The organism is Brevundimonas sp. AVps23W, from assembly GCF_058681395.1.
Genome location: NZ_CM178738.1, coordinates 2,967,084 through 2,988,218 on the forward strand (window position 1 = coordinate 2,967,084; position 21,135 = coordinate 2,988,218).

A 21,135-nucleotide genomic window follows, 5' to 3' on the forward strand; every position below is an offset into this window, starting at 1 on the left:
CGGCCTAGACGCCCGTCTCGCCGTCTTTCGTCTCGCCGTCCTGTTCGGCGGGCTTCGGCGCCTCGCGCCGATTCTGCATGACGCCCACGACGATAAAGGCGACGATGCCGAAGGCGAACCAGAGGCCGAAATTCTTGGTCAACAGGCCGATCAGCCCGAAGATCAGGAGGACGCCGAACGGAGTGAGCTTTTTCATACGGCCGACCTTAGCGCTGATTTCAGTGTTTGGCGAATTGACCGGCGTCTCTCGGATGCTCCCTTGAAACCAAACACGCCTTCGCCCACTCCAGCAGCATGACCCTGCGCACCCACGTCGTCGAGTTCGCACCCGCCCAGCAAGCGGCGGTGCGGCGGATCAACGCCGTCCTGGCCCGTGCGCCACGCCTGCGCACCGACGCCTGGCGTATCGACGCCGGCCAACGGCTTTCGCTGTGGCTGGACGCCGCCGCCGGCGCGATTACCGTGCCGCGCCTGCGCAAGCGCGGCGTGACCGTCGAGATCGTTCAGACCGACGGCGACCACCCGGTCCCTCTGCGCATCCTCCACCCTGAGGGGCCGCCCCGCGCCGTCGTTCTGGACATCCATGGCGGCGGCTGGGTCCTGGGCAGCGCAGGCCTGAACGACCGGCTCAACGCCCATCTGGCCCGTCATGGCTTCTGCGTCGTCTCGGTCGACTATCGCCTGCTGTCCGAACGTCGCCAGGTCTATATCGACGCCGCTATCGCCGACTGCCTGGCCGCCGCCCATTGGACTGTGACCCATATCGACCGCCTGGGCGCGGCCACCGTCTTCCTGACCGGCGAGTCCGCCGGCGGCCACCTCGCCGCCCTGACCGCCATCGCCCTGCGCGACCAGGGCCTGATTGATCGGGTGGCGGGCTGCGTCTTCACCTATGGCGTCTTCGACCTGTCAGGAACCGAAAGCGTCCGTTCCGCCGGCCCGGACACCCTGTTGTTCAACGGCCCGACCATGCAGGCCGACCTAGCACGCCTGGCCCCCGACCGCGACGAGGCGGGCCTGCGCCGGTCCGACGTCTCGCCCCTCTATGCCGACCTGACCGGCCTGCCCCCTGCCCTCTTCCTGGCCGGCGAGTATGACCCTCTGTTCGAGGACAGCCTGCTGATGGCCGCTCGATGGGGCCAGGCCGCCGACGCCGACCTGATCCGCGTGCCCGAGACGCCCCACGGCTTCCTGCACTTCGGCGGCCCCGCCGCCCGTGGCGCCCGCAGCGCCGTTCGCGCCTGGCTGAACAGCCGGCTCACAACCTGAATCATTTCAAGATTGTCGCACTGGGGGATTTCCCTTACCGCAGAAAGCTTCACCCCCGCGCGACCTATACGCAGGAGAGAAGAGGAAGCGGCTTTTGAATCCAGCGTGGTTTCGCAGCAATCCGATCCGTGGCTACGGCTTGGCGATCTGCGCCTGGCTGACGGCCTTCTGCGTCCGCATGGCTCTGGCCGACTGGTTCCCGCCCGGCTTCCCCTATTTGACCTTCTTCCCCGCCGTGGTTGTCGCCGCCTATTTCGCGGGACTGAAGCCGGCGGTGCTGACCGCTGTGCTGTCAGGCCTCAGCGCCTGGTGGTTCTGGATCGGCGCCCCCGGTTTCGACTGGAGCCTGGCGACCGGCATGGCCCTGGCCTTCTATGTCTTCGTCGTCGCCGTCGATATCTTCTTCATCATCGGCATGAACTCCGCGACCGACAATCTACGGCGCGAGGTGGCGCGCAACGCCGCCTTGGCCGAGAGCCGCGACCTGCTGCTGAAAGAGGTTCAGCACCGCGTTTCCAACAACATCCAGGTGGTCAGCAGCCTGCTGCGGCTCGAGGCCGGGATGTCCAAGGATCCCGCCACCCGCCGCGCCCTGTCCGAGGCCTCGGCCCGCACCGCCATGATCGCCAATGTCCAGCGCAGCCTATTGGACGCCGACGGGGCGGCGGCGCCCTTCGACGACCTGGCGCGCCGCCTGGTCTGCGACGCCCTGAACGCCGCCGGCCGCAACGATGTGACCGTCGTGGTAGAGGACGCCCGCCACGCCCTGACGGCGGAAGAGGCGACGCCGGTCGTCCTGATCCTGCTGGAATGCGTCAACAACGCCCTGGAACACGCCTTCCCCGACCGGCCCGGCCGCATCGACGTTCGCCTGTACGAAGACGGGTCCGAACGTCGGCTCGAGGTGCGCGATAACGGCGACGGACCGCCGCCGAACTTCGATCCCGCCAAGGGACGCAGCCTGGGCCTGCGGATCGTCCTGGGTCTGGCCGAACAGTTGCACGGCCGCTTCAGCATCATCGACGCCGGCCCCGGCGCGCTCTGCGTTCTCAGCTATCCCGGGACGCCAGAGCACTGACATCGCGTTTCTGTGGACAAGACAAAACGCTGATCCGCAAAAGCGAATTCAATCCGTCCACCGATGTTCACAGGCTTGTCCACCGCCGCCGGGCCAATCATGCACATCGGGGCGAGTTCGGGCGCTTGCCTCATACCGGGTTTCGCGAGAACGTCAACAGGCCGAGGGACACGGCGGCGCGGAAATCGGGGGAGACCCCGGCATCAAGCGAACCGGCCCGGCTCTACGACCCGGCGTGATCGGGCGGTCTTCGGATCGTAACGGGCGACGGGCGGGATCCACGGCCCCGACTTTCGACGGTCTCCGGATCGACGTCAGCAGGGGAACCGGATCGGGATCGACGGACGACGCGGACGCAATGCCGTGGGACGCCTGAGACCCGGAGCGCGACAGGATACAGCCGACCGTCCTCGTGGGTTCGCCCACGACGACGCCCAGGCCAAGGCCCTGACCCAACCGGCCAAGTCCAACCCGGACTTGGCGAGGGGACGAAGTTCACGGGTTCCCCCTGAACGCTTCGTCCCCTCGCTCAATTCGGGCCCGATTTCACAGGTTTGCGCTAGACACCCGCCGCGCCATCTGCACCCATGAGATGCAGTTGGAGGCCGCCATGCGTGCAGTACAGTTCCCCCTTTGCGCCCTTGCCGCCGTCGCCGTTGCGGCAGGGTCAGCCAAGGCCGATCAACGGCCCGAGTATGTCGGTCCCCCCGTCATCATTCCGACGGCGTCCCCTCCGCCTGTCAGCGCAAGAAGCGGCGCCCTGGCCGAGCCGGTCGAGAACACCATTTTGCGCGTGCCACAGGCCGAGGCGACATGCGAAGGGGTCGTGGTCGCTCCGACCTACAACGATCTCCTTGCCGCCGCGCCACAGCGTCAAGGCGCGTCGTACGGCGACGCGGTCCTGGCTTTCTCAATCGGCCCCGACGGACGGACCCTAGACATCCGCCCGGATGAGGGGCCGCCCATCCTGTTCGACACGCTCCAGGCCGGGCTCGCCGCCTGGCGTTTTCCAGCTCAGGCGCGCAAGGATTGCCGCCTGACCATTCGCTGGCGCGCGGTCGGCGTGGACGAAGCTGAAACGCCCGACCTGCTGAACTATTTCGCCGTCAACCGCGACCGTGGCACCCTGCGCGACGCCGTGGCTAAACGTTTGGGTGGGGCTGGCGCCGACTGCGGCGACCGCTTCGGCGGACGGCGCCCCGCCGTCATGGCCTATCCTGACTTCCAAAAAGGTCATCGTCCGCCACCCGGCGGACGCAGTTGGACCGTGGTCCGTTGGAACATCGACGCCGAGGGTCGTACGACCGATGTCGAGACTCTGGGCTCGTCCGGCGACGTCGATCTGGACGCCGAGGCCCGACGCGCCACCACCGACAGCCGTATGCACCCCGGCCCGGCCCGCGTTGGCTGCGTCTACAACTTCTACCGCCTGGGCGAGACTCTGGAGGCTCCCCCCATGCCTCCGAAGGACCACCGGCAAGATCCTCTTCAGCAGTGCCCGCCGGCTGTCGCCGAACGCTTCAAGGTCCGATCCCATCTGAGCTTCCCGAGGGCATTCCGCGACCGCTCCATTGAGGGTTGGGCTCTGATCCGCTTCGATATCGCCCCCTGGGGCCAGATCGGCAACGCCTCGGTGATCGAGGCCCAGCCGGCCGCCGCCTTTGGCGTGGAGGCCTTGCGACTGGTTCAGACCAGCCAGGCCACGCCGGGGTTCGAAGCCGGTGTCCGATGCGTTATTCCCGTGCGCTACAAGCTCTCGGACCACGAAGAACCCGCGGACGCGGATCAGAACTGACCCCCCGCCTTCCCAACGCCGCCATCCCCTCGTAAAGCAGGGCCATGATCCAGCGTGGGAATCGCCTGCTGACCCGTCGCCGCGCCTTGCTCGCGGGCGGCGCGGCCGTGATCGGCGGAGCAGCGCTCGGCCTGCGCGCCTGCACGCGGTCCGAGGCGCCGGTAGACGAACAGGGCCGCGTGCGGCTGCGCTTCGCCACCGACTGGCGCGCTCAGGCGGAGCAGGGCGGCTTCTATCAGGCCCTGGCGACCGGCGCCTATGAGAAGCGCGGGCTGAACGTCGAGATCGTCCAGGGCGGACCGGGCGTGAACGTGCCCCAGCTGCTGGCCTCCGGCGCCGTCGAACTGGGCATGGGGTCCAACAGCTTCATCCCGATGAATCTGGTCGCGGCCGGGGCGCCCGTTAAGGCCGTCGCCGCCTTCTTCCAGAAGGACCCCCAGGTCCTGATCGCCCACCCCGATCCGGCGCTGGAGACCATCGCTGATCTGACGGGCCGCCCCATCCTTCTGGCCGACGCCTCGATCAACGCCTTCTGGGTCTGGCTGAAGGCCAAATACGGCTTCACCGACGATCAGGTGCGCAAATACACCTTCAACCTGGCGCCCTTCCTCGCCGACGAGCGGGCGGTGCAGCAGGGCTATCTGACCAGCGAACCCTACACCATCGAACAGGAGGCGGGGTTCGAGCCCAAGGTCTTCCTGCTGGCCGACGAAGGCTATCCCTCCTACGCCGCCATGGTCCTGGCCCCGAACGCCTTCGCGCGGGACAACGCCACGGCCCTGCGCAGCTTCATCGCCGCCTCGGCCGAGGGCTGGCGCGACTATCTGCGTGGTGATGCCGCGCCGGGCGACGCCTTGATCCGCAAGGACAATCCGGAAATGACCCAGGCCATACTGGATCAGGCCCGGCAAAAGCTGCGCGACAACGCCATCGTCGACGGCGGCGATGCGGCCCTCTACGGCTTGGGCGCCATGACCGCAGACCGCTGGCAGGCCTTCTTCGAGGTCACCAGCCAGGCCGGAGTCTTCGATCCCGGCCTGAACTGGCGCGAGGCCTTCACCGACAACTATCTGCCGGGCCGTGGCTGAGGCCATCGCCGCGCTGCGGGGCGTGATGGTCGATCTGGCCGGTCGCGCCCCCCTCGGCCCCATCGACCTGACCGTAGCGCGAGGCGAGATCCTGGCCCTGGTCGGCGCCTCTGGCGCGGGCAAGTCCACGACCTTACGCCTGCTGGCCGGGCTGCAGCCCGCAAGCGCTGGCGCGGTGACGCGCGCCGCCGGCGTCGGCCGCACCGGCTTCGTCTTCCAGAGCCCGACCCTGATGCCCTGGGCCGACGCCCAGACCAACGTCGCCCTGCCGCTCGAACTGTCGGGCATGGCCAGACCACAGGCCCGTGACCGCGCCGCCGCCGCCCTCGCGGCCGTAGGTCTAGGCGACCGGCTCGGCGCCCGCCCGTCCCAGCTGTCCGGCGGCATGGCCATGCGCGCCGCCCTGGCCCGCGCCCTGGTGACGGGCCCCGACCTGCTGCTGCTCGACGAGCCCTTCGCCGCCCTGGACAGCGTCACCCGTCGTCGCCTGATCGAGGACCTGCACGCGCTTTGGGCCACGGCCGATCCCCGCCCCGCCGTCGTCTTCGTCACCCATGACGTCGAGGAGGCCGTCTATCTGGCCCAGCGGGTCGTGGTGCTGGACGCGGCGACCGGCCGACCCGTCGCCGACCTGCCGACGCCCGGCGCCCCGCCGCGCCCCGTCCGCTGGCGCGCCGATCCCAACTATCGCCAGACCGTCGAAGCCGTCGCCGACACCCTTGAGGCCGCCATGAAGTCGGACACGGCGGCATGAAACGCTTCGCCGACCTCGCCCCGCCCCTGCTGCTGGCCGCCCTGCTGCTGACGGTCTGGGAGACCGCCTGCCGTCTGCTGGACCTGCCCGTCTATTTCCTGCCCCCGCCCAGCGCCGTGGCCCTGGCCCTGGTTGAGGCGGGGCCGCGCCTGGCCGCCTCGGCCTGGATCACCTTCGGCATGGCGGTTCAGGCCCTGATCCTGGCCGGTCTGGTCGGCGGCGGCCTGGCCCTGGCGGTGTCGCTCCACACCGGCGCCGAGCGGGCCGTGCGCCCCCTCGCCGTGGCGCTTCAGGTCACGCCCGTCGTCGCCGTCGCCCCTCTGGTGCTGATCTGGGCCGGGCTGGATCACGCCGATCGGGCCGTCATAGCGTTGGCGGCCCTCGTCGCCTTCTTCCCCCTGTTCTCGGGCGTGTTGACCGGACTGAAGTCGGCCGATCCGGACCTGGAGCGGCTGTTCAACCTCTATGGCGCCACACCCCTGCAACGGCTCTGGCGCCTTCGCCTGCCCTCTGCCCTTCCCTTTGCGCTCGAAGGTCTGCGGGTCGCGGCGGGCCTGGCCGTCATCGGCGCCGTGGTGGCCGAGTTCGTCTCGGGCTCGGGCGCGACCCAAGGGTTGGCCTGGCGACTTCTGGAGGCCGGCAATCGTCTGCGCACGGCGGAAATGCTGGCCGGCGTCCTTTGCCTGACCCTGCTGGGCCTGGTTTTGAACGCAGCGGTCGCCCTGGCCGCACGATTCCTGCTGCGCCGTTAGCGGCGGGTTAAGCGATGACCGCCTAGCGTGTGGTCTGTTCGTCAATCGCGTGAGAACCGCCCCTTTGCGACGCGTCCTGATCCTGTCGATTGCCCTGGTCGCCGCCTGCGCGACGTCGGGCGCCGCCATGGCTCAAGCCCAAGTTCAAACGCAAACCTCGACCACGGCCGACGGCCTGCGCTACCTGTCCTGGCCCGGCAAGACCAAGACTGGACAGGCCGCCGCCCCGCGCGCTGCGGCGGCTTCGCCTACCCCGGTCGGCCGGTCGCTTCCCCTCCCCCGGATCGCCGCGTCGACGCCGGTTGTCGCCTCCCCCCGTCGCGGCCTGACCCCCGCCAGCGACTGGACGGCGCCGCCAGCCGCCGCGGCCCACGCCCAGACAGCCGCCGCCCCCTCTTCTGTCCCTAGCGCCCTTCCCGAACAGGTGATGGTGGAGGCCCAAGGTCAGGCTGAGCCCGCCCCGCCCGCCGCCGTTTTCGACCCGATGGCCCCCCGTCGCGACGCGCCGATCTTCCGGCTGCAAGCGCAGGCGGCCTTAGAGCCCCCGCGCCCGACGGCATCCGAAACGTCCGTCTCCAGCCAGGCCGCCGCACCCCAGACCGCCCCCAAGACGGACGCCCAGCCGCAGATCGTCCAGGCCGCGTTGTCTTCCGCGCCCACCCTGGGCGCCCGCTTCTATTCCGTTCACCGCCAGGCCGGACGCAAGCCCGACCCCATCGCCCCGGCTCGGCCGGTCTATCTGGACGCCCTGCCGGTTGAGATGACCCAGTCCCCGTCCTCGACGGACCTGGCCCAGCCTGACGAACCGCCTGCCCTGCTGCGCAGCAGCGACGGCAAGGTCCGCGCCGCGCCCCAGACCCAAGAGGACGCCCTTCCGTGACCGACGTTTCCTCTACCGAACAGGACTTGATCCAGGGCTCCCGCCTGCCGGACCTGATCGCCCTCGCCAACGAGACCTCCAGCGAGAAGCGTCGGTTGCTGCTGCGCGAGCTTTCCGACCAATTCCTGGGCGGGGTGGATCACAGCGCGGCCGAGACCGAGCTCTACGGCTCGGTGCTCGAGACCCTGTCCGACGAAATGGAGACGGCGGTCCGCGCCGAATTGGCCGCCCGTTTCGCCACGGCTCCCAATGCGCCGGTCAGCCTGATCCGTCGTTTCGCCGAAGACCATATCGAAGTCGCCGGCCCGGTGCTGCGCGCCTCCACCCTGTTGACCGACGCCGATCTGATCGGCGTGGTCAGCCGTCAGGGCCAGGACCATATGCGCGCCGTTTCCGGCCGGCCCGAGGTGTCCGAAGCCGTATCCGAGATCATCGTCGAGCGCGGCGACGACCAGACCCTGGGCGTTCTGCTGCGCAATGACGGCGCCCAGCTGTCGCGCGCCGCGTCCGAGACCGCCGTCGAACGGGCCAAGAGCAATCCCGACCTTCACGCCCCCGCCGTCGAACGCAAGGGCCTGCCCGCCGACCTGCTGAACGACATGTATTTCGTCGTCGAGGCCCGGCTGCGTCAGCAGATCCTCGAACAGAACGCCAAAATGGACCCGGAACTGCTCGAGGCGGCGCTCGCCGCCGGGCGCACCCGCGTGGCCACCGACGACGGCGCCCTGCCCCCCGACTACGCAGACAGCCAGGCCTATGTCGAAGAGCTTTACGCCGCCGGCCAGCTGACGCCGCAGATGCTGATCCGCTTCCTGCGCTCCAAGGGCCGCACCCCGTTCCTGATCGCCCTGTCGCGGCTGTCTGACGTGGATTTCCATACCGCGCGCAGCATCGTCGATCGCCGCGACCTGGACGCCTTGTCGATCATCTGCAAGGCGGCCGACATCGACCGGGCCATCTTCCTGACCTATGCGGTGTCCTTGCTTGGGGCTGACGCCAACCCGATGGGCAAGGCCGCCGCCTATGGCCGGATGTACGGCGAGCTCACCCGCGAAGCCGCCATGCGCACCCTGCGCTTCTGGCGTATGCGCCGCGTCGCCCAGGCCGCTTAATCACTCTCCCTCCCCTTCATGGGGAGGGACGATCGCGCGGTGATCGGGCTGAGGCCCGAAGGGGCGTGAGCGCGTTTCTGGCCGTCCCACCGCGGCTTCGCTCCGCGTCGCTACCCATTATGGGTATGCCGGCAAGCAAAAACGCCCGCCTCCTTTCGGAAGCGGGCGTTTCTATACCGGATTAAACCCGACCTACTTCTTGGCGCGCGCAGCGCGGGCGGGCTTGCGACCGCCCTGACCCAGGCCCATTTGCTTGGCCAGTTCCGAACGGGCCTTGGCATAGTTGGGGGCGACCATCGGATAGTCTTTCGGCAGACCCCATTTGGCGCGGTAATCTTCGGGGCTCATGTCGTACTTGGTGCGCAGGTGACGCTTCAGCGACTTGAACTTGCGCCCGTCTTCCAGGCAGATCAGGAAGTCCGCATTGATAGACTTGCGGATCGGCACCGCCGGCTCCTTGGGCTCGGGCTCGACCTCGACAGGACCGTTCGAAACGCCCGACAGCGCGGCGTGAATATTGGCGATCAGCGCCGGCAGGGCCTCGGCCGTGACCGTGTTGTTGCCGACATAGGCCGACACGATGTCAGCGGTCATTTCGAGCAGTTCGGGCTTCTCTTCCATTCGCGACGTCTCTTTCGTGATCTATTTCATTCGACTGAAACGCCAGTCGAACTCTGGCGTCGGGTCTTAGGGTTGTTTGGCCGCAAAAGCAATCCGGCGCCTCTGTAATGCGCCGCAACCATATTGCAACACTTCTGGGTGGTGCTGATCTAGCGTGTAAAGTCTTCGGCCAAGGCCATCATCGCCGCCCGTTCGGGCGTCGAATATTCATTAAGGCCCTCATCGTCGCCCTCGCGGATCGCGCGCAGAAGATCAGGCGTCAGAGCCGATGACAGAGACCAGTTCCAGTAACGCAATACGGTCTGGGCTCTATCCACGGCAAGCATCTCATAGGTAATCTGCACACGATCCAGGTCCGGATGCACGACGCCTTCGACCGTCGTTTCCGGCCGACGCATGGAACGCCACAGGTTGAGCAGATCGACCCGCGACAGGCCCGTGGCCTTGCACAGGATCGCCAGGGGTTCGCCGCCCGTGTCGCCCAGGATCTTGGCGCCCGTCAGCGGCTTCACTCCTGCCAGGAAGGCGATTTCCGACGCCAGCTCTCGCGACAACCCGCCGTGAGCGGCGACGGCGATGGCGTGCTCCAGCCCGTCATAGGGACTTTTCTCGATCGCGGCGCGGTTGCGCTGCCGCCGTTCGATGAATTGCAGCGCCTTTCGCGACACCGGGTCTGACCAGGCCTCGCCCGCCGCCATGGCGAAGACGTCCTCGGACACCTCCTGCATCAACTCCCGCGACACGGCGAAGCGCTGCAGGATGACGCGCCGCTCTTCCGCCGCGCACCACCAGAACATCACATAGGCCCCCGACGGCCTCAGTTCGGGCCGTTTCAGCAACGGGCCGCAAAGCCGGGGCTGTTTGCGACTGAGGGCGACCACCGTCTCTATTCCCGATTGGGACATTCGGGCGCTGGAATTGCGCAGGACCGCCTCGATCGTCTCAACCTCAGCAAAACCGACCAGGGTCTCGGTGACGATTTCGGACAGGCCGCGCCGTGCGGCCATGATCAGTCGGTGCTCGGGGCCCGCATCCCGCGCGCAACCCACCAGATCGGCATCGCTCAGGCCGGCGCACTCTTCGATCAGCAGACCGGCGATATCGGGCGTGTCGCGCAACAACAACCGCGCCACACTGTCGGGCAGTTCGGTCAGGGGCGTCAGTCGCGCCGCGACGCGCCGACGCTCCTGCGGCGACGCCTGGCGCAACATTTCCACCAGCAGATCGCCCGTGACGGCCCGCTCGAAGGCGTTGATCCGGCTGGCCGGCAGGGAGACGACATCGGCCAGCCGCTTCAGCAGGGCGTGCCGCGCCTTCAGCGCCGGCGGCGCCGCCTCTTCGTCATCCAGGGCCGTCGCCTCATTCATGGTTTCAGACTAGGGCGGCGCGGGTTAACCTGGCGTATCGCCGCCCCGCCCGTCACAGACCTTCGAACAGGGCCGTAGACAGATAGCGTTCGGCGAAGGACGGGATGATCACCACGATGGTCTTGCCCGCGTTCTCATCGCGCGCCGCCAGACGGAAGGCGGCGATCAGGGCCGCGCCCGAGCTGATGCCCACCGGGATACCCTCCGTGCGGGCGACCTTGCGCGCCATATCGAAGGCGTCGTCGTTCGAGACCTGCTCCACCCCATCGACCACCGACCCGTCATAGATGGCCGGGACAAAGCCCGCCCCGATGCCCTGAATCTTGTGCGGCCCCGGCGCCCCGCCCGACAGGACCGGCGAGGCCTCGGGCTCGACCGCGATCATCTGGACCGAGGCCTTCTTGGCTTTCAGCGCCTGTCCGACGCCCGAGATGGTGCCGCCGGTGCCGACGCCCGCCACCACCATGTCTACGGCGCCGTCCGTGTCGTTCCAGATTTCCTCGGCCGTGGTCGCGCGGTGGATGGCCGGGTTGGCCAGGTTCTCGAACTGCGACGGACTGACGGCGTTCGGCGTCGAGGCCAACAGCTCCTCCGCCCGGGCGATGGCCCCCTTCATCCCCTTCTCGGCGGGCGTCAGCTCCAGCTGCGCGCCCAGCAGGGCCAGCATCTTGCGCCGCTCGATCGACATACTCTCGGGCATGCACAGGATCAGCTTCAGCCCCTTGGCGGCGGCGACGAAGGCCAGGGCGATGCCGGTGTTGCCGCTGGTCGGCTCGATCAGCACCGTGTCGGCCTTGATCTTGCCCGCCTCTTCCAGCGCCTCGACCATGGCCACCCCGATCCGGTCCTTGACCGAGGCGATGGGGTTGAAGAACTCCAGCTTGGCCAGCACGGTGGCCTTCGCCCCATATTCGGCCGACAGGCGCGGCAGCCGCACAATGGGGGTGTCGCCGATGGTGTCGATGATCGAGTCATACACCTTGCCCCGCCCCTTCTTCAGATGGCGGGAAGCGTCGTAGCTGGAGTCGGACATGGGGGGCTCCGGTAGGTTCAGTCGTTCAGGCTGCGTAACAGATAGGCGGCAAGACCGATCCGCAAGGGGGCGACGGCGATGATTTCTCTCCGTCGCGCCCAGATCCGGCGCCTAGCCCAAGAAGACGCCGAACATCGCGATGGCGAACAAGACGAAGATGCTGACGAAAGACACGACAGCCGCGGTCGCGCCGAACCCGAGCACGATCATCAGCAGACGGTCGGACTTCCTTGCCATTCGTCCAGCCTAACGGCGCGATTAGTGAAGGTCGACCCCCACGCGCGCAACGCGCCTGCGATTGGCTCCCGCTGACGGGACGCTGGCTAACGCACCGGCCCCCCGCCGGAACAGCACGCCGCTCCTTTACTGGCCGAGCCGTTGCAGCATATCGCCACTCACGCAATCGTTAGATGCGTTAATAATGATACCTGGTTGCATTTCACCTCGCCGAGACGTTCCCTTCGAGGGGGAAATTTCTCCCCTGGAGGATCACGATGAATATGAAATCGACTGTCAGGCTTGCTGCCGTGGGCGCTGTCATTGCCGTCTCAGCGCTCGCTGCCGTAGCAACGGCAAAGGCGCCCGGCCTCATGTATCACCGGACTTTCTACAGCGACGACACACTGACAACTCAAGTGGGCTTCTATCGCGACCGCTGCGTGAACGGAAACGTGACCGCGTCTCCCGTGAACGGCGTCACTTCGCCCTATTACACTTTGGAAGCCATCGGCTCGTGCCCTGGCGGCTACTGGTAAAAACTCGATCTTTCGAGGATGATGAGGCCGCCCCGAGAGATCGGGGCGGCCTAAAGCCACCCCTCCGCCCGCAGCGGCGCGACCCGCGCCCGCGACACCGGGGCCGTCAAGCCGCCCTTGAGCTTCAAGCTCAGGTTCCGACCGTCCTCCACCACCCCGACGACCGCCGCCCGCGACACCCACCAAGACCGATGGGTCTGACGCCCTTCGACGCCCCCCAGCCCGGCCATAGCCTGCGACAAAGACATCAGCACGAGGTCCGACCCCAAGGGCGTGTGGACCCGGACATAGTGATCCTCCATCTGCAGGCAGATCACCTCGCGCCCCAGATGGACGGGCAGTCGGTCGCGCGGATCAGCCGACAGCGGCGCCGCCCCACCCGCCCCGAAGGCGGAGAGCGGGCGCGACATCAGCCACAATATGATCCCGGTCGCCAAGGCGCTGACGATCAGGCTCTGCCCGAACCATTCCAGCAGACCGACCTCAAAGGTGCGACCCCAGACCATCTGCGCCAGGGCGCGACTGATCAGCGTCATCGGGGCCGCCAGCAGCACGACCGCCGGCGGTGCCCATAGCCAGGGCGACAGGCCTCGCCGCATCGCCTGTCTCGCCAGCAGGGGCAGGGTCAGGCCGAACAAGGCCCAGCCGACCCAAAGGCTGACCACCCAATAGAAGATCCGCACCGGCGCGGCGCCGTTCATATAGGAGCCGAACGGCCCCACCAGGCCCAGCAGTACGCCGAGGCCGGTGGCGACGGCCAGCCCCAGCCGCGCCGTTCGCCCAACGCCCCATCGCGAATCCCCGATCTTCATCCCTTGCTTCTAGCCGTTCGGCGGCCGCTGCGGAATCGCCGCGCCGTCCCGTTCGCCGGATCGCGAACCCGTTCGCCCATTGGCGCAAATCCTGTGGCGCGGGGCGTTCGGCGCGGAGCAGGAAAGCCGCTCTCGACCCTCTGACAGACGAGGCTTCCATGTCCCTGACCGCCGCCCTTGTTCACACCCTGGCCGCCCTGACCCTTCAGGCCGCCCCCTTTGCCGACGCCCAAGCTGTCGTCCAAGCCCGAGCCCCGGCCGTAATCTTCGCCCGACTGAAAATCGCGGACGGAGTTGGCCCCGCCATAGAGGCCGGGGTCTGGACACCTGGCGCGATGACTGAAACCCGCCTGCCGCTGATCGTCATCTCCCACGGCAACGGCGGCGATTTCCGCAATCATGAAGCCACCGCCCGCGCCCTGGCCCAGGCCGGGTTCGCCGTCGCCGCCCTGACCCATACCGGCGACAATTGGCGCGATCAGAGCCAGGCGACGAACATGGCTCAGCGCCCGCGCCAGCTTCACGTCCTGATCGACTATATGACGACCCATTGGGAAGGCCGTGGCGGGATCGACCCCAACCGTATCGGCGCCTTCGGCTTCTCGTCCGGAGGCTTCACCGTCCTGACGGCGGCGGGCGGCGAACCCGACCTGACCCGCATCTTCGATCACTGCCGCGCCCACCCTGACTTCTATGACTGCGGCCTGGTGGCGACGCGCGGCGCCCCGCCGCCTGTAGGGGACCAGGCCTGGGTTCATGACGCCCGCATCAAGTCGGTCGTGGCCGCCGCTCCCGCCCTGGGCTTCACCTTCTCGCGCGAGGGCCTGTCGGGCGTGAACCAGCCGCTCCAGCTGTGGCGCGCCGAGGGCGACCAGATCCTGCCCAGCCCCTTCTACGCCGAGCGGGTGCGCGACGCCCTTCCCCGCCAACCGGAATACCATTCCGTGCCTGGCGCGGACCATTTCGACTTCCTGCCGCCCTGTTCAGCCCCGTTGGCCGCCGTCGCGCCGGCGATCTGCACGCCGACGCCCGGCTTCGACCGCGCCGCCTTTCAGGATCAGTTTAACCGCGAGGTCATCGGCTTCTTCCGCCGGACCCTGTGACCGCCCAGCCCTAGAAGGACTCCCACCCGTCGGCGTCCGGAGCGGAGGTTGGAGCGAGGGCCGCGCCGCCACGTCCGACGGTCTTCAGAACGGCGACGGTGCGTTGCGCCGGGGCCGCGACGGCGCGCGCCGGCTTGCCGGCGGCGCCCACCTGGAACCGGGACACAGCGGCTGCCAGACCATCCGCCTCCTGCGACAGCGAGTGGCTGGCGGCGGTGGATTCCTCGACCATCGCGGCGTTTTGCTGCGTCATCTGGTCCATCTGGTTGACCGCCGTATTGACCTGCTGAAGACCCGTCGCCTGTTCAGCGGCCGAAGAGGAAATCTCCGTCACCAGGCCTTCGATCTGGGCGACATGGGCCACGATCCGATCCAGCGCCTGCCCGGTCTCAGTCACCAGTTTCACGCCCGACCCGACCTGCACGGTTGATTGGCTGATCAGGGTCTTGATCTCCTTGGCCGCGTCGGCGGACCGTTCGGCCAGGGCGCGGACTTCTGAGGCGACGACCGCGAAGCCCCGCCCGCTTTCGCCGGCCCGGGCCGCTTCCACGCCCGCATTGAGGGCCAAGAGATTGGTCTGGAAGGCGATCTCGTCGATCACGCCGATGATCTGGTTGATCTGGGCCGAAGAGCGCTCGATCTCGCCCATGGCGGCGACGGCGTCGCGCACCACCGCACCGCTCTTGTCGGCATCGTTGCGCGCGGCCTGAACCGCGCCGGCCGCCTGGATCGCGCCCGAGGCCGTGGCGCGGACGGTGGCGGTGACCTCATCCAGGGCGGCGGCGGTCTCTTCCAGACTGGCGGCCTGTTGCTCGGTGCGGCGCGACAGGTCGTCAGCGGCCTTGGCGATTTCGGCGGCGCCGGCGTTGATGGCGCCCGTATTGGCGGCGATGGTGCCGATGGCGTCCTGCAATCCCTCGACGGCCGCGTTGAAATTATTTCGCAGCTGTTCGTAGGCGGGCGGGAAGGGCTCGCTGATACGCACCGTCAGATCGGCCTGGGCCAGGGCGTCCAGCCCCCGGGTCAGACCGGACACGACGCTGGCCTGCTCGCGCGCGGCGGCCTCGCGCGACTGCTCGCCGACGGTGCGGTCTTCCTGTTCCTTCGCCCGACGTCGGTCGGCCTCGGCAGCCTCGGCCTGGGCGCGGGCAAGGATCAAGGCCTGGATATCGACCACGGCGCGGGCGATGTCCCCCACCTCGTCCTTGCGTCGGGCCTCGCCCAGCTTCACCTCGATCTGGCCCTGCGCCATGGTCCTCAGGTCGCCGGTCAGGCGACGGATTGGAGCGACCACGCCGCGAGAGCCGGCGACCATCACCCCGATGCTGATCGCCAGGGCGGCCAGCACGGCGGCGATCATCACCATTCGGCCGGTCATGGCGGCGGCGTCGGCGGCCAGGCGGTTCTTGTCAGCGGCCGCCTCGATCTTGTCCGCCGCCACGCTCATGGCGGTTTCCAGGGTCGTGAACTGGGTCTGGAAGTCGGCCATCCGCCCCTGGGCCGCGACAACGTCCCCATCGGCCAGATCGACGATCTCGCCCGCCGCCGCGATATAGGCCTGAAGCGGCCCCTCGACCGCGTTCAGCGCCGCCTGCATGTCCGGGTCCGTCGCCAGAGCCTTGTTTTCGGCTATGGAGGTCTGGAAGCTTTCCCGGTGTTCAACCAGATCGGCTTTCACCGCCTCGATCGACACGCCATTGGCCGGATCGGGGGCCAGCATGGCGCCGAAGACGTCCGACCTCAGGGCGTCGTGCATCATGTCCGCCTGCATATGATTCCGCAGAATCGAAGACGAATTCGATGCATGATGCAGGGCGGCGGCCAATTGTTCGTTCATGACCAGGCCGACGCCCGCCGTCCCGACTGACAGCAGCATTACGGCGATCCCGGTCGCGGCCACCTTCTTGCCGATCGTTAAACGCATGTCGCCACTTCCCCACCAAACTCTTCGAACAGCGATATGCAAACAAGGTTAACGCCGTATGTGCGGGTCCGTACGTCGTTTCCCCATGGGGGACTAAGGACGATTTTCACCGGTCCCGGCCTAGATCTGCCGTCGAACAGGACGGATCATGGCCATGCAGAACGCCCAGCCTAAAACTCAGCCCCAGCTTCTCGCCGTCGCCCTCGGCGCGGCCCTTCTTGTCTTCCCGGCTGCTGCCCAGGCGTCGGATCCCGTGCCCGAGCCGACCTGGATCCTGTCTGCGGAATATACGTCCGACGTCACCGGCGTCGTCTCCGGCGGCGCAAAACGCGCTGGCCGGTATCTGGATAATTTGAGCGTCAATCTGGACGGCGATCTGGAACAGGCCTGGGGCTGGCGCGGCGCGCGGCTGCACATGTCCGGCCTATATAACGGCGGGGGCGAGCCCAACGTCCTGGCCGGCACGCTTCAGGGTGTCGACAATATCGAGGTGGGGGCCCAGGGCGCCCGCCTGTTCGAAGCCTGGATCGAACAGGATCTCGGGGCCTCGGCCACCCTGCTGGCCGGCCTGTATGATCTCAACAGCGAATTCTACGCCACCGACGCCTCGGGCCTGTTGATCTCGCCGCCGTTCGGTATCGGTTCGGAACTGGCCTCCACCGGCCCCAACGGCCCGGCCATCTTCCCCTCCTCGTCCCTGGCGGTCCGCCTGCGGGTCGGCGACACGGACAGGACCTATGTCCAGGCCGCCGTCGTCAACGCCGACGCCCGCACCATCGGCGATCACGGCGGGGTGGACACCGACCTGGATCACGGCGTCCTGGCCATCGCCGAGTTCGGAAGCCGCATCCCGGTCGGCGGCGCCCCCATCCGCTACGCCTTCGGCGTCTGGCGCTACAACCAGCGCCAGGACGACATTCGCAACCTGACCCCGGCCGGCGAACCCGCCCATAGCCGCGCCCAGGGCGCCTACGCCCTGGCTGAGGGCCAGGTCTGGGGCGCCGCCGCCCCCGACGGCCCACAGGTCGACGCCTTCGCCCGCCTGGGCGTGTCCGACGGCGACACGACCGACTTCCAGGGCGGCTGGCAGGCCGGGCTGCTGGTGCGCCAGGTCTTCGCCGCCCGCCCCGACAGCCAGCTATCCTTCGGCGTCCACCAGGGCTGGCTGTCCGACAAGGCCCGCGCCAACCTGGCCGATACGCCCGCCGACCCTGCCCGCTACGAAGAAGGTCTGGAACTGACCTACGCCGACCGCATCGGCCGTTTCACGATCCAGCCTGACATCCAACTGATCCGCCACCCCGGCGGCCTGAAGGACGCCGACGACGTGGTGGTGGTGTCCCTGCGCGTCATCACGCCGCTGTTCTGAGCCTCTAGCGTTCCAGCGCCACGCGCGCGGGATCGAAGCCGACGACTTCACGGATCACGATCATGCTCTTGAAGCCGCGCACGCCCTTTTCGGGGATCAGCTCACGGATGCCGAACGCCTCGTAGTCCTGCATCGAACGGACGGCGACGGTCAGCAGATAGTCGGTCTCGCCCGTAACGTCCCAGGCCCCCTGGACCTCGGGACTGGCCCTCATGGCGCGCTGGAAAGCGTCCATCACCTTGCGGTCCTGGGTGTTCATCTCGACCTGGACGTGCAGGACGATGCGCGGCTCGACGCGGGCGGGGTCGATCACGGCGACATCGGCGGCGATGACGCCCTCGGCGCGCAGCCGACGCAGGCGGCGCAGCACGGCGGATTCCGACAGGCCCACCGCCTCGGCCGTCACTCGCGCCGGCTCCAGATTGTTGCGCCGGACCCGCGCCAGCAGCCGATGGTCAAAATTGTCCAGAGTGACGAAATTCGTCATTATGAGCCCTTTCATGACGATTTCAGATGCATTGAAGCGGAAATTCGCCGGGAAGCGCAAGCCGGATTATATTAGATTCACGCCATGACCGCCGTGGCCCTGAAACAGCACCTGACCTCGCCGCTAGCCATGCGCCTCATCCCCTATCTGGCGCTGTTCGCAGGCATGTTGACGCTGGCCGGCGGCACCTCCTTCGCCAAGACCCTGTTTCCGCTCATCGGGGCGGAGGGGACATCGGCCTATCGCGTCGGGATCTCTGCGGTGCTGCTGGTGGCCGTGTTCCGGCCATGGCGGTTCCGGCTGAGCCGCGCGGACCTGGGAGCCATCGCGCTTTACGGCGTCGTGCTGGGGGCGATGAACCTCAGCTTCTACATGTCGCTGCGCACCATTCCGCTGGGTCTGGCCATCGCCATCGAGTTCATGGGGCCGCTGACCATGGCCCTGATCCATTCCAGAAAGCCGATCCATTTCGTCTGCGTCGGCTTCGCAGTCCTGGGCCTGGGCCTTCTGCTCCCGCTGAAGGCCGGAGCGGGGGCGCTGGATCCGGTCGGCATGGCCTTGGCCGCCTTCGCCGGCCTGTGCTGGGCGCTGTACATCGTGTTCGGCAAGCGGCTGTCCCATATCCATGCGGGCCAGTCCGTGGCCCTGGGCATGAGCGTGGCGGCCATGGTCGTCGTGCCTTTCGGCGTGGCCCACGCCGGCGCAGCCCTGCTGAACCCCGCCATAATCCTGGCCGGCCTGGCGGTGGCGATCTTCTCCAGCGCCCTGCCCTATTCGCTGGAGATGGTGGCCTTGCGCAGCATCCCCAAACGCACCTTCGGCGTGGTGCTCAGCGCCGAGCCGGCGGTCGGCGCCCTAGCGGGTCTGATCGTGCTGCACGAACACCTGACCGGCCAGCAGTGGCTCGCCATCGCCGCCATCATCATCGCCTCTGTAGGGGCCATCGCGACGACGCGAGAAGACCCGGTTCGTCTCGAACCGGCCTGAGGTTCGTCAAACAAATCTGCGTCCTGGTTCGTCCGCCGTCAGAAAAAAGCCAACGGCGGCGGCGCCATATTCGGGCAGGCGCATTTGGCTCGAATGACGTTATCGATTGCGTTCGTCGGCGCCGGTCCGACCACCCTCTACACCCTGGCGGCGCTGCTGCCTGCGGCCCGGCCGGGACTGGAGATCACCATCTTCGAAGAAGCGGCGACGGCCGGGCTGGGCAGCCCCTATCGCCCCGGCTGGAACGATCCCGCCATGCTGTCGAACATCGCCAGCATCGAGATTCCGCCCGTCAGCGAAACCCTGTTGAGCTGGCTGCGTCGTCTACCTAAGCCCGAGTGCGACGCTCTGGGCCTCGCCCCCGACACCGCAGACGAGCGGACCTTCGTTCCCCGCGTGGCCTTGGGCGCCTATTTCCGCGACCAGTTCGCCGTCCTCGCCGAGGATCTGCGGGCGCGGGGCGCCGGGGTCGAGATCCTGACAGGCGCCCGCGTCATCGACGCCGCCATTCTGGAGGCAGCGATCCGCCTGACGGTCGCTACGCCTCAGTCGCCCGCCCAGGACCACATATTCGATTACGCCGTCCTCGCCACAGGCCACCAATGGCCCAGCCGCCAGCAGGCGCGGCCGGGCTATTTCACCAGTCCCTGGCCCGCCGTCGGCCTGTCGCAGATCGGTCCCGTCGCCGTGGGCATACGCGGTTCGTCCCTGACCGCCATCGACGCCGCCGTTGCGGTCGCCGCCACGCACGGCGGGTTCGAACGCAGCGGCGACCGCCTCGTCTATACTCTCAAGGTCAGCGCCGAAGGCTTTAGCGTCACCATGATGTCCCGAAAGGGACTGCTGCCCGAAGCCGACTTCTTCTTTCCCCTGCCACATGCGCCGCTGTCGATCATGACGCCCGAGGCGATAGCGGCCCTGACGGCCCGGGCCGACGACGACTTGCTGGATCGTGCCTTCGATCTGTTCAAGCGCGAGTTGACGCGCGCTGATCCGGCCTATGCCAGGGACATCGGCCTCGACGATGCGGATCTCGAAACCTTCGCCGAACTCTATTTCCAGCGCCGGACCGCCGTCGATCCGTTCCAATGGGCCGAAGCGAACCTGGAGGAGGCGCGCTTCAACCACGTGCACCACATCACCGTGGCCTGGCGCGACGCCATTCTACGCATGCACGAGGCGATGGCCGCCATCGCGCCGCATCTGACCGGCACGGCCTTCGAACGGTTCAACAGCCACCTGAAGCCAGTCTTCGTCGACAACTACAGTTCGGTTCCCCATGAATCGATTGAGCGCATGCTGGCGCTCCACCGCGCCGGCCGGTTGGACGTCCTGGCCCTGAGCGACGATCACCACATCGACACCCGCCCGCCCCAAGGCGGCGCCGTTCTGACGCGACCCGACGGCGAGCGACGACATTTCCCCGCCTTCATCGAGGCCACCGGCCAACGGGCGCTGTCCGGCATCCAATTCCCCTTCCTGACCCTTCTGGAACAGGGCGTGGTTCAGGACCAGGTCGCCGACGACGGCTCACACGTCTCGCGAGGAATCCGCATCGACGCCCATTTCCATCCCGTGGCGGATACCGGCCCTGTCGATCGCCTGTTCTGTCTCAGCCTGCCCTTCATCATGGGCCGTCACCCGTTTGTTCAAGGCGTCACCAGTTCGCATCACATCGGCCAGATCGTCGGGGCGACCCTGGCCGGGATCATTGCGGGGATCGAGCCCGAAAATGGAGGAGAGATCGCCACCGGAATGGACGCATTCGCCCCCCTCTCGGAAGCGGCGGCCTGAGGAAGCTGTTAGCGACCGATATCGGCGGCGAACATCCCGGCGCAAACTTCGAGGTCCACGACATGCGGTTCGTGGGCGCTCCCTCCATCAAGGACGACGCCGCCACCGTCGAACGTCTCTGCATCCACCTGCCCCCGCCCCCCCTGACCCAAGAC

At 67.7% G+C, this 21,135-nt stretch carries 21 protein-coding genes; 13 read left to right on the plus strand and 8 right to left on the minus strand.

From position 1 onward, the window contains the following. Nucleotides 1-4: 4 nt before the first annotated feature. On the minus strand, nucleotides 5-196 hold the full coding sequence (locus tag ACW177_RS14400) for a hypothetical protein (RefSeq protein WP_492026364.1): 192 nt from the start codon (nucleotides 194-196) through the stop codon (nucleotides 5-7). 98 nt (nucleotides 197-294) lie between these two features. Between ACW177_RS14400 and ACW177_RS14405 the strand changes: the two genes are divergently transcribed. From ACW177_RS14405 to ACW177_RS14440, 8 genes are all read left to right on the plus strand, one after another. Beyond that, a complete protein-coding gene (locus tag ACW177_RS14405; RefSeq protein ID WP_492026365.1) occupies nucleotides 295-1,269 on the plus strand; it encodes an alpha/beta hydrolase in 975 nt (324 codons plus the stop codon). A 94-nt stretch (nucleotides 1,270-1,363) separates the two neighbouring features. Next, complete coding sequence (locus ACW177_RS14410; protein WP_492026366.1) at nucleotides 1,364-2,347, plus strand: sensor histidine kinase; 984 nt, start codon at nucleotides 1,364-1,366, stop codon at nucleotides 2,345-2,347. 610 nt (nucleotides 2,348-2,957) lie between these two features. After that, on the plus strand, nucleotides 2,958-4,142 hold the full coding sequence (locus ACW177_RS14415; RefSeq protein WP_492026367.1) for a TonB family protein: 1,185 nt from the start codon (nucleotides 2,958-2,960) through the stop codon (nucleotides 4,140-4,142). A 44-nt stretch (nucleotides 4,143-4,186) separates the two neighbouring features. Beyond that, complete coding sequence (locus tag ACW177_RS14420) at nucleotides 4,187-5,230, plus strand: ABC transporter substrate-binding protein (protein ID WP_492026368.1); 1,044 nt, start codon at nucleotides 4,187-4,189, stop codon at nucleotides 5,228-5,230. Beyond that, on the plus strand, nucleotides 5,223-5,984 hold the full coding sequence (locus tag ACW177_RS14425; protein WP_492026369.1) for an ABC transporter ATP-binding protein: 762 nt from the start codon (nucleotides 5,223-5,225) through the stop codon (nucleotides 5,982-5,984). Before ACW177_RS14420 ends, ACW177_RS14425 begins: the two co-directional genes overlap by 8 nt. Beyond that, nucleotides 5,981-6,736 carry an ABC transporter permease gene (locus tag ACW177_RS14430; RefSeq protein ID WP_492026370.1) on the plus strand — a complete coding sequence of 252 codons (756 nt, stop codon included), beginning with the start codon at nucleotides 5,981-5,983 and terminating at the stop codon, nucleotides 6,734-6,736. Before ACW177_RS14425 ends, ACW177_RS14430 begins: the two co-directional genes overlap by 4 nt. A 64-nt stretch (nucleotides 6,737-6,800) precedes the next feature. Beyond that, on the plus strand, nucleotides 6,801-7,616 hold the full coding sequence (locus ACW177_RS14435) for a hypothetical protein (RefSeq protein WP_492026371.1): 816 nt from the start codon (nucleotides 6,801-6,803) through the stop codon (nucleotides 7,614-7,616). Next, nucleotides 7,613-8,728 (plus strand): DUF2336 domain-containing protein, encoded by a 1,116-nt coding sequence (locus tag ACW177_RS14440; protein ID WP_492026372.1) that lies wholly within the window; start codon nucleotides 7,613-7,615, stop codon nucleotides 8,726-8,728. The genes ACW177_RS14435 and ACW177_RS14440 overlap by 4 nt, the downstream gene beginning before the upstream one ends. A 192-nt stretch (nucleotides 8,729-8,920) precedes the next feature. Here the strand turns inward: ACW177_RS14440 and ACW177_RS14445 are convergent, their stop codons facing one another. The 4 genes from ACW177_RS14445 to ACW177_RS14460 form a co-directional block, all read right to left on the minus strand. Next, nucleotides 8,921-9,349, minus strand: coding sequence for a Ros/MucR family transcriptional regulator (locus ACW177_RS14445; protein ID WP_492026373.1), 429 nt, complete (start codon nucleotides 9,347-9,349; stop codon nucleotides 8,921-8,923). Between the two features lie 149 nt (nucleotides 9,350-9,498). After that, a complete protein-coding gene (locus ACW177_RS14450; RefSeq protein ID WP_492026374.1) occupies nucleotides 9,499-10,716 on the minus strand; it encodes a DUF2336 domain-containing protein in 1,218 nt (405 codons plus the stop codon). Nucleotides 10,717-10,768: 52 nt separating this feature from the next. After that, nucleotides 10,769-11,749 (minus strand): cysteine synthase A, encoded by a 981-nt coding sequence (gene cysK, locus ACW177_RS14455; protein WP_492026375.1) that lies wholly within the window; start codon nucleotides 11,747-11,749, stop codon nucleotides 10,769-10,771. A 111-nt stretch (nucleotides 11,750-11,860) separates the two neighbouring features. After that, on the minus strand, nucleotides 11,861-11,986 hold the full coding sequence (locus ACW177_RS14460) for a hypothetical protein (RefSeq protein WP_492026376.1): 126 nt from the start codon (nucleotides 11,984-11,986) through the stop codon (nucleotides 11,861-11,863). Between the two features lie 257 nt (nucleotides 11,987-12,243). Between ACW177_RS14460 and ACW177_RS14465 the strand changes: the two genes are divergently transcribed. After that, nucleotides 12,244-12,504, plus strand: coding sequence for a hypothetical protein (locus ACW177_RS14465; protein WP_492026377.1), 261 nt, complete (start codon nucleotides 12,244-12,246; stop codon nucleotides 12,502-12,504). A gap of 50 nt (nucleotides 12,505-12,554) precedes the next feature. On the opposite strand, the gene ACW177_RS14470 is transcribed toward ACW177_RS14465, so the two are convergent. Continuing rightward, nucleotides 12,555-13,316: a LytTR family DNA-binding domain-containing protein gene (locus ACW177_RS14470; RefSeq protein ID WP_492026378.1), complete on the minus strand. Its 762-nt coding sequence runs from the start codon at nucleotides 13,314-13,316 to the stop codon at nucleotides 12,555-12,557. Between the two features lie 158 nt (nucleotides 13,317-13,474). Here ACW177_RS14470 and ACW177_RS14475 point away from each other — a divergent pair, with 158 nt between their 5' ends. Then, entirely contained in the window at nucleotides 13,475-14,419 is a 945-nt protein-coding gene (locus tag ACW177_RS14475) for an alpha/beta hydrolase family protein (protein WP_492026379.1), read from the plus strand. A 10-nt stretch (nucleotides 14,420-14,429) separates the two neighbouring features. Here the strand turns inward: ACW177_RS14475 and ACW177_RS14480 are convergent, their stop codons facing one another. Beyond that, complete coding sequence (locus ACW177_RS14480) at nucleotides 14,430-16,343, minus strand: methyl-accepting chemotaxis protein (protein WP_492026380.1); 1,914 nt, start codon at nucleotides 16,341-16,343, stop codon at nucleotides 14,430-14,432. Between the two features lie 148 nt (nucleotides 16,344-16,491). On the opposite strand from ACW177_RS14480, the gene ACW177_RS14485 reads away from it, so the two are divergent. Beyond that, nucleotides 16,492-17,712: a carbohydrate porin gene (locus tag ACW177_RS14485; RefSeq protein WP_492026381.1), complete on the plus strand. Its 1,221-nt coding sequence runs from the start codon at nucleotides 16,492-16,494 to the stop codon at nucleotides 17,710-17,712. A 4-nt stretch (nucleotides 17,713-17,716) separates the two neighbouring features. Here ACW177_RS14485 and ACW177_RS14490 read toward each other — a convergent pair whose 3' ends face one another. Beyond that, nucleotides 17,717-18,199 carry an Lrp/AsnC family transcriptional regulator gene (locus tag ACW177_RS14490; protein WP_492026382.1) on the minus strand — a complete coding sequence of 161 codons (483 nt, stop codon included), beginning with the start codon at nucleotides 18,197-18,199 and terminating at the stop codon, nucleotides 17,717-17,719. Nucleotides 18,200-18,283: 84 nt separating this feature from the next. Here ACW177_RS14490 and ACW177_RS14495 point away from each other — a divergent pair, with 84 nt between their 5' ends. Next, nucleotides 18,284-19,186, plus strand: a complete 903-nt coding sequence (locus ACW177_RS14495; protein ID WP_492026383.1) for an EamA family transporter — start codon at nucleotides 18,284-18,286, stop codon at nucleotides 19,184-19,186. Between the two features lie 93 nt (nucleotides 19,187-19,279). After that, complete coding sequence (locus ACW177_RS14500) at nucleotides 19,280-20,980, plus strand: FAD/NAD(P)-binding protein (protein WP_492026384.1); 1,701 nt, start codon at nucleotides 19,280-19,282, stop codon at nucleotides 20,978-20,980. Nucleotides 20,981-21,135: the final 155 nt, after the last annotated feature.

What these genes read in the sequence shown, in the direction of transcription:
- ACW177_RS14400 (WP_492026364.1), bottom strand. Translation starts at nt 196, where the DNA reads ATGAAAAAGCTCACTCCGTTCGGCGTCCTCCTGATCTTCGGGCTGATC.
- ACW177_RS14405 (WP_492026365.1), top strand. Translation starts at nt 295, where the DNA reads ATGACCCTGCGCACCCACGTCGTCGAGTTCGCACCCGCCCAGCAAGCG.
- ACW177_RS14415 (WP_492026367.1), top strand. Translation starts at nt 2,958, where the DNA reads ATGCGTGCAGTACAGTTCCCCCTTTGCGCCCTTGCCGCCGTCGCCGTT.
- ACW177_RS14420 (WP_492026368.1), top strand. Translation starts at nt 4,187, where the DNA reads ATGATCCAGCGTGGGAATCGCCTGCTGACCCGTCGCCGCGCCTTGCTC.
- ACW177_RS14430 (WP_492026370.1), top strand. Translation starts at nt 5,981, where the DNA reads ATGAAACGCTTCGCCGACCTCGCCCCGCCCCTGCTGCTGGCCGCCCTG.
- ACW177_RS14445 (WP_492026373.1), bottom strand. Translation starts at nt 9,349, where the DNA reads ATGGAAGAGAAGCCCGAACTGCTCGAAATGACCGCTGACATCGTGTCG.
- ACW177_RS14450 (WP_492026374.1), bottom strand. Translation starts at nt 10,716, where the DNA reads ATGAATGAGGCGACGGCCCTGGATGACGAAGAGGCGGCGCCGCCGGCG.
- cysK (WP_492026375.1), bottom strand. Translation starts at nt 11,749, where the DNA reads ATGTCCGACTCCAGCTACGACGCTTCCCGCCATCTGAAGAAGGGGCGG.
- ACW177_RS14460 (WP_492026376.1), bottom strand. Translation starts at nt 11,986, where the DNA reads ATGGCAAGGAAGTCCGACCGTCTGCTGATGATCGTGCTCGGGTTCGGC.
- ACW177_RS14465 (WP_492026377.1), top strand. Translation starts at nt 12,244, where the DNA reads ATGAATATGAAATCGACTGTCAGGCTTGCTGCCGTGGGCGCTGTCATT.
- ACW177_RS14470 (WP_492026378.1), bottom strand. Translation starts at nt 13,316, where the DNA reads ATGAAGATCGGGGATTCGCGATGGGGCGTTGGGCGAACGGCGCGGCTG.
- ACW177_RS14475 (WP_492026379.1), top strand. Translation starts at nt 13,475, where the DNA reads ATGTCCCTGACCGCCGCCCTTGTTCACACCCTGGCCGCCCTGACCCTT.
- ACW177_RS14480 (WP_492026380.1), bottom strand. Translation starts at nt 16,343, where the DNA reads ATGCGTTTAACGATCGGCAAGAAGGTGGCCGCGACCGGGATCGCCGTA.
- ACW177_RS14485 (WP_492026381.1), top strand. Translation starts at nt 16,492, where the DNA reads ATGGCCATGCAGAACGCCCAGCCTAAAACTCAGCCCCAGCTTCTCGCC.
- ACW177_RS14490 (WP_492026382.1), bottom strand. Translation starts at nt 18,199, where the DNA reads ATGACGAATTTCGTCACTCTGGACAATTTTGACCATCGGCTGCTGGCG.
- ACW177_RS14495 (WP_492026383.1), top strand. Translation starts at nt 18,284, where the DNA reads ATGACCGCCGTGGCCCTGAAACAGCACCTGACCTCGCCGCTAGCCATG.
- ACW177_RS14500 (WP_492026384.1), top strand. Translation starts at nt 19,280, where the DNA reads ATGACGTTATCGATTGCGTTCGTCGGCGCCGGTCCGACCACCCTCTAC.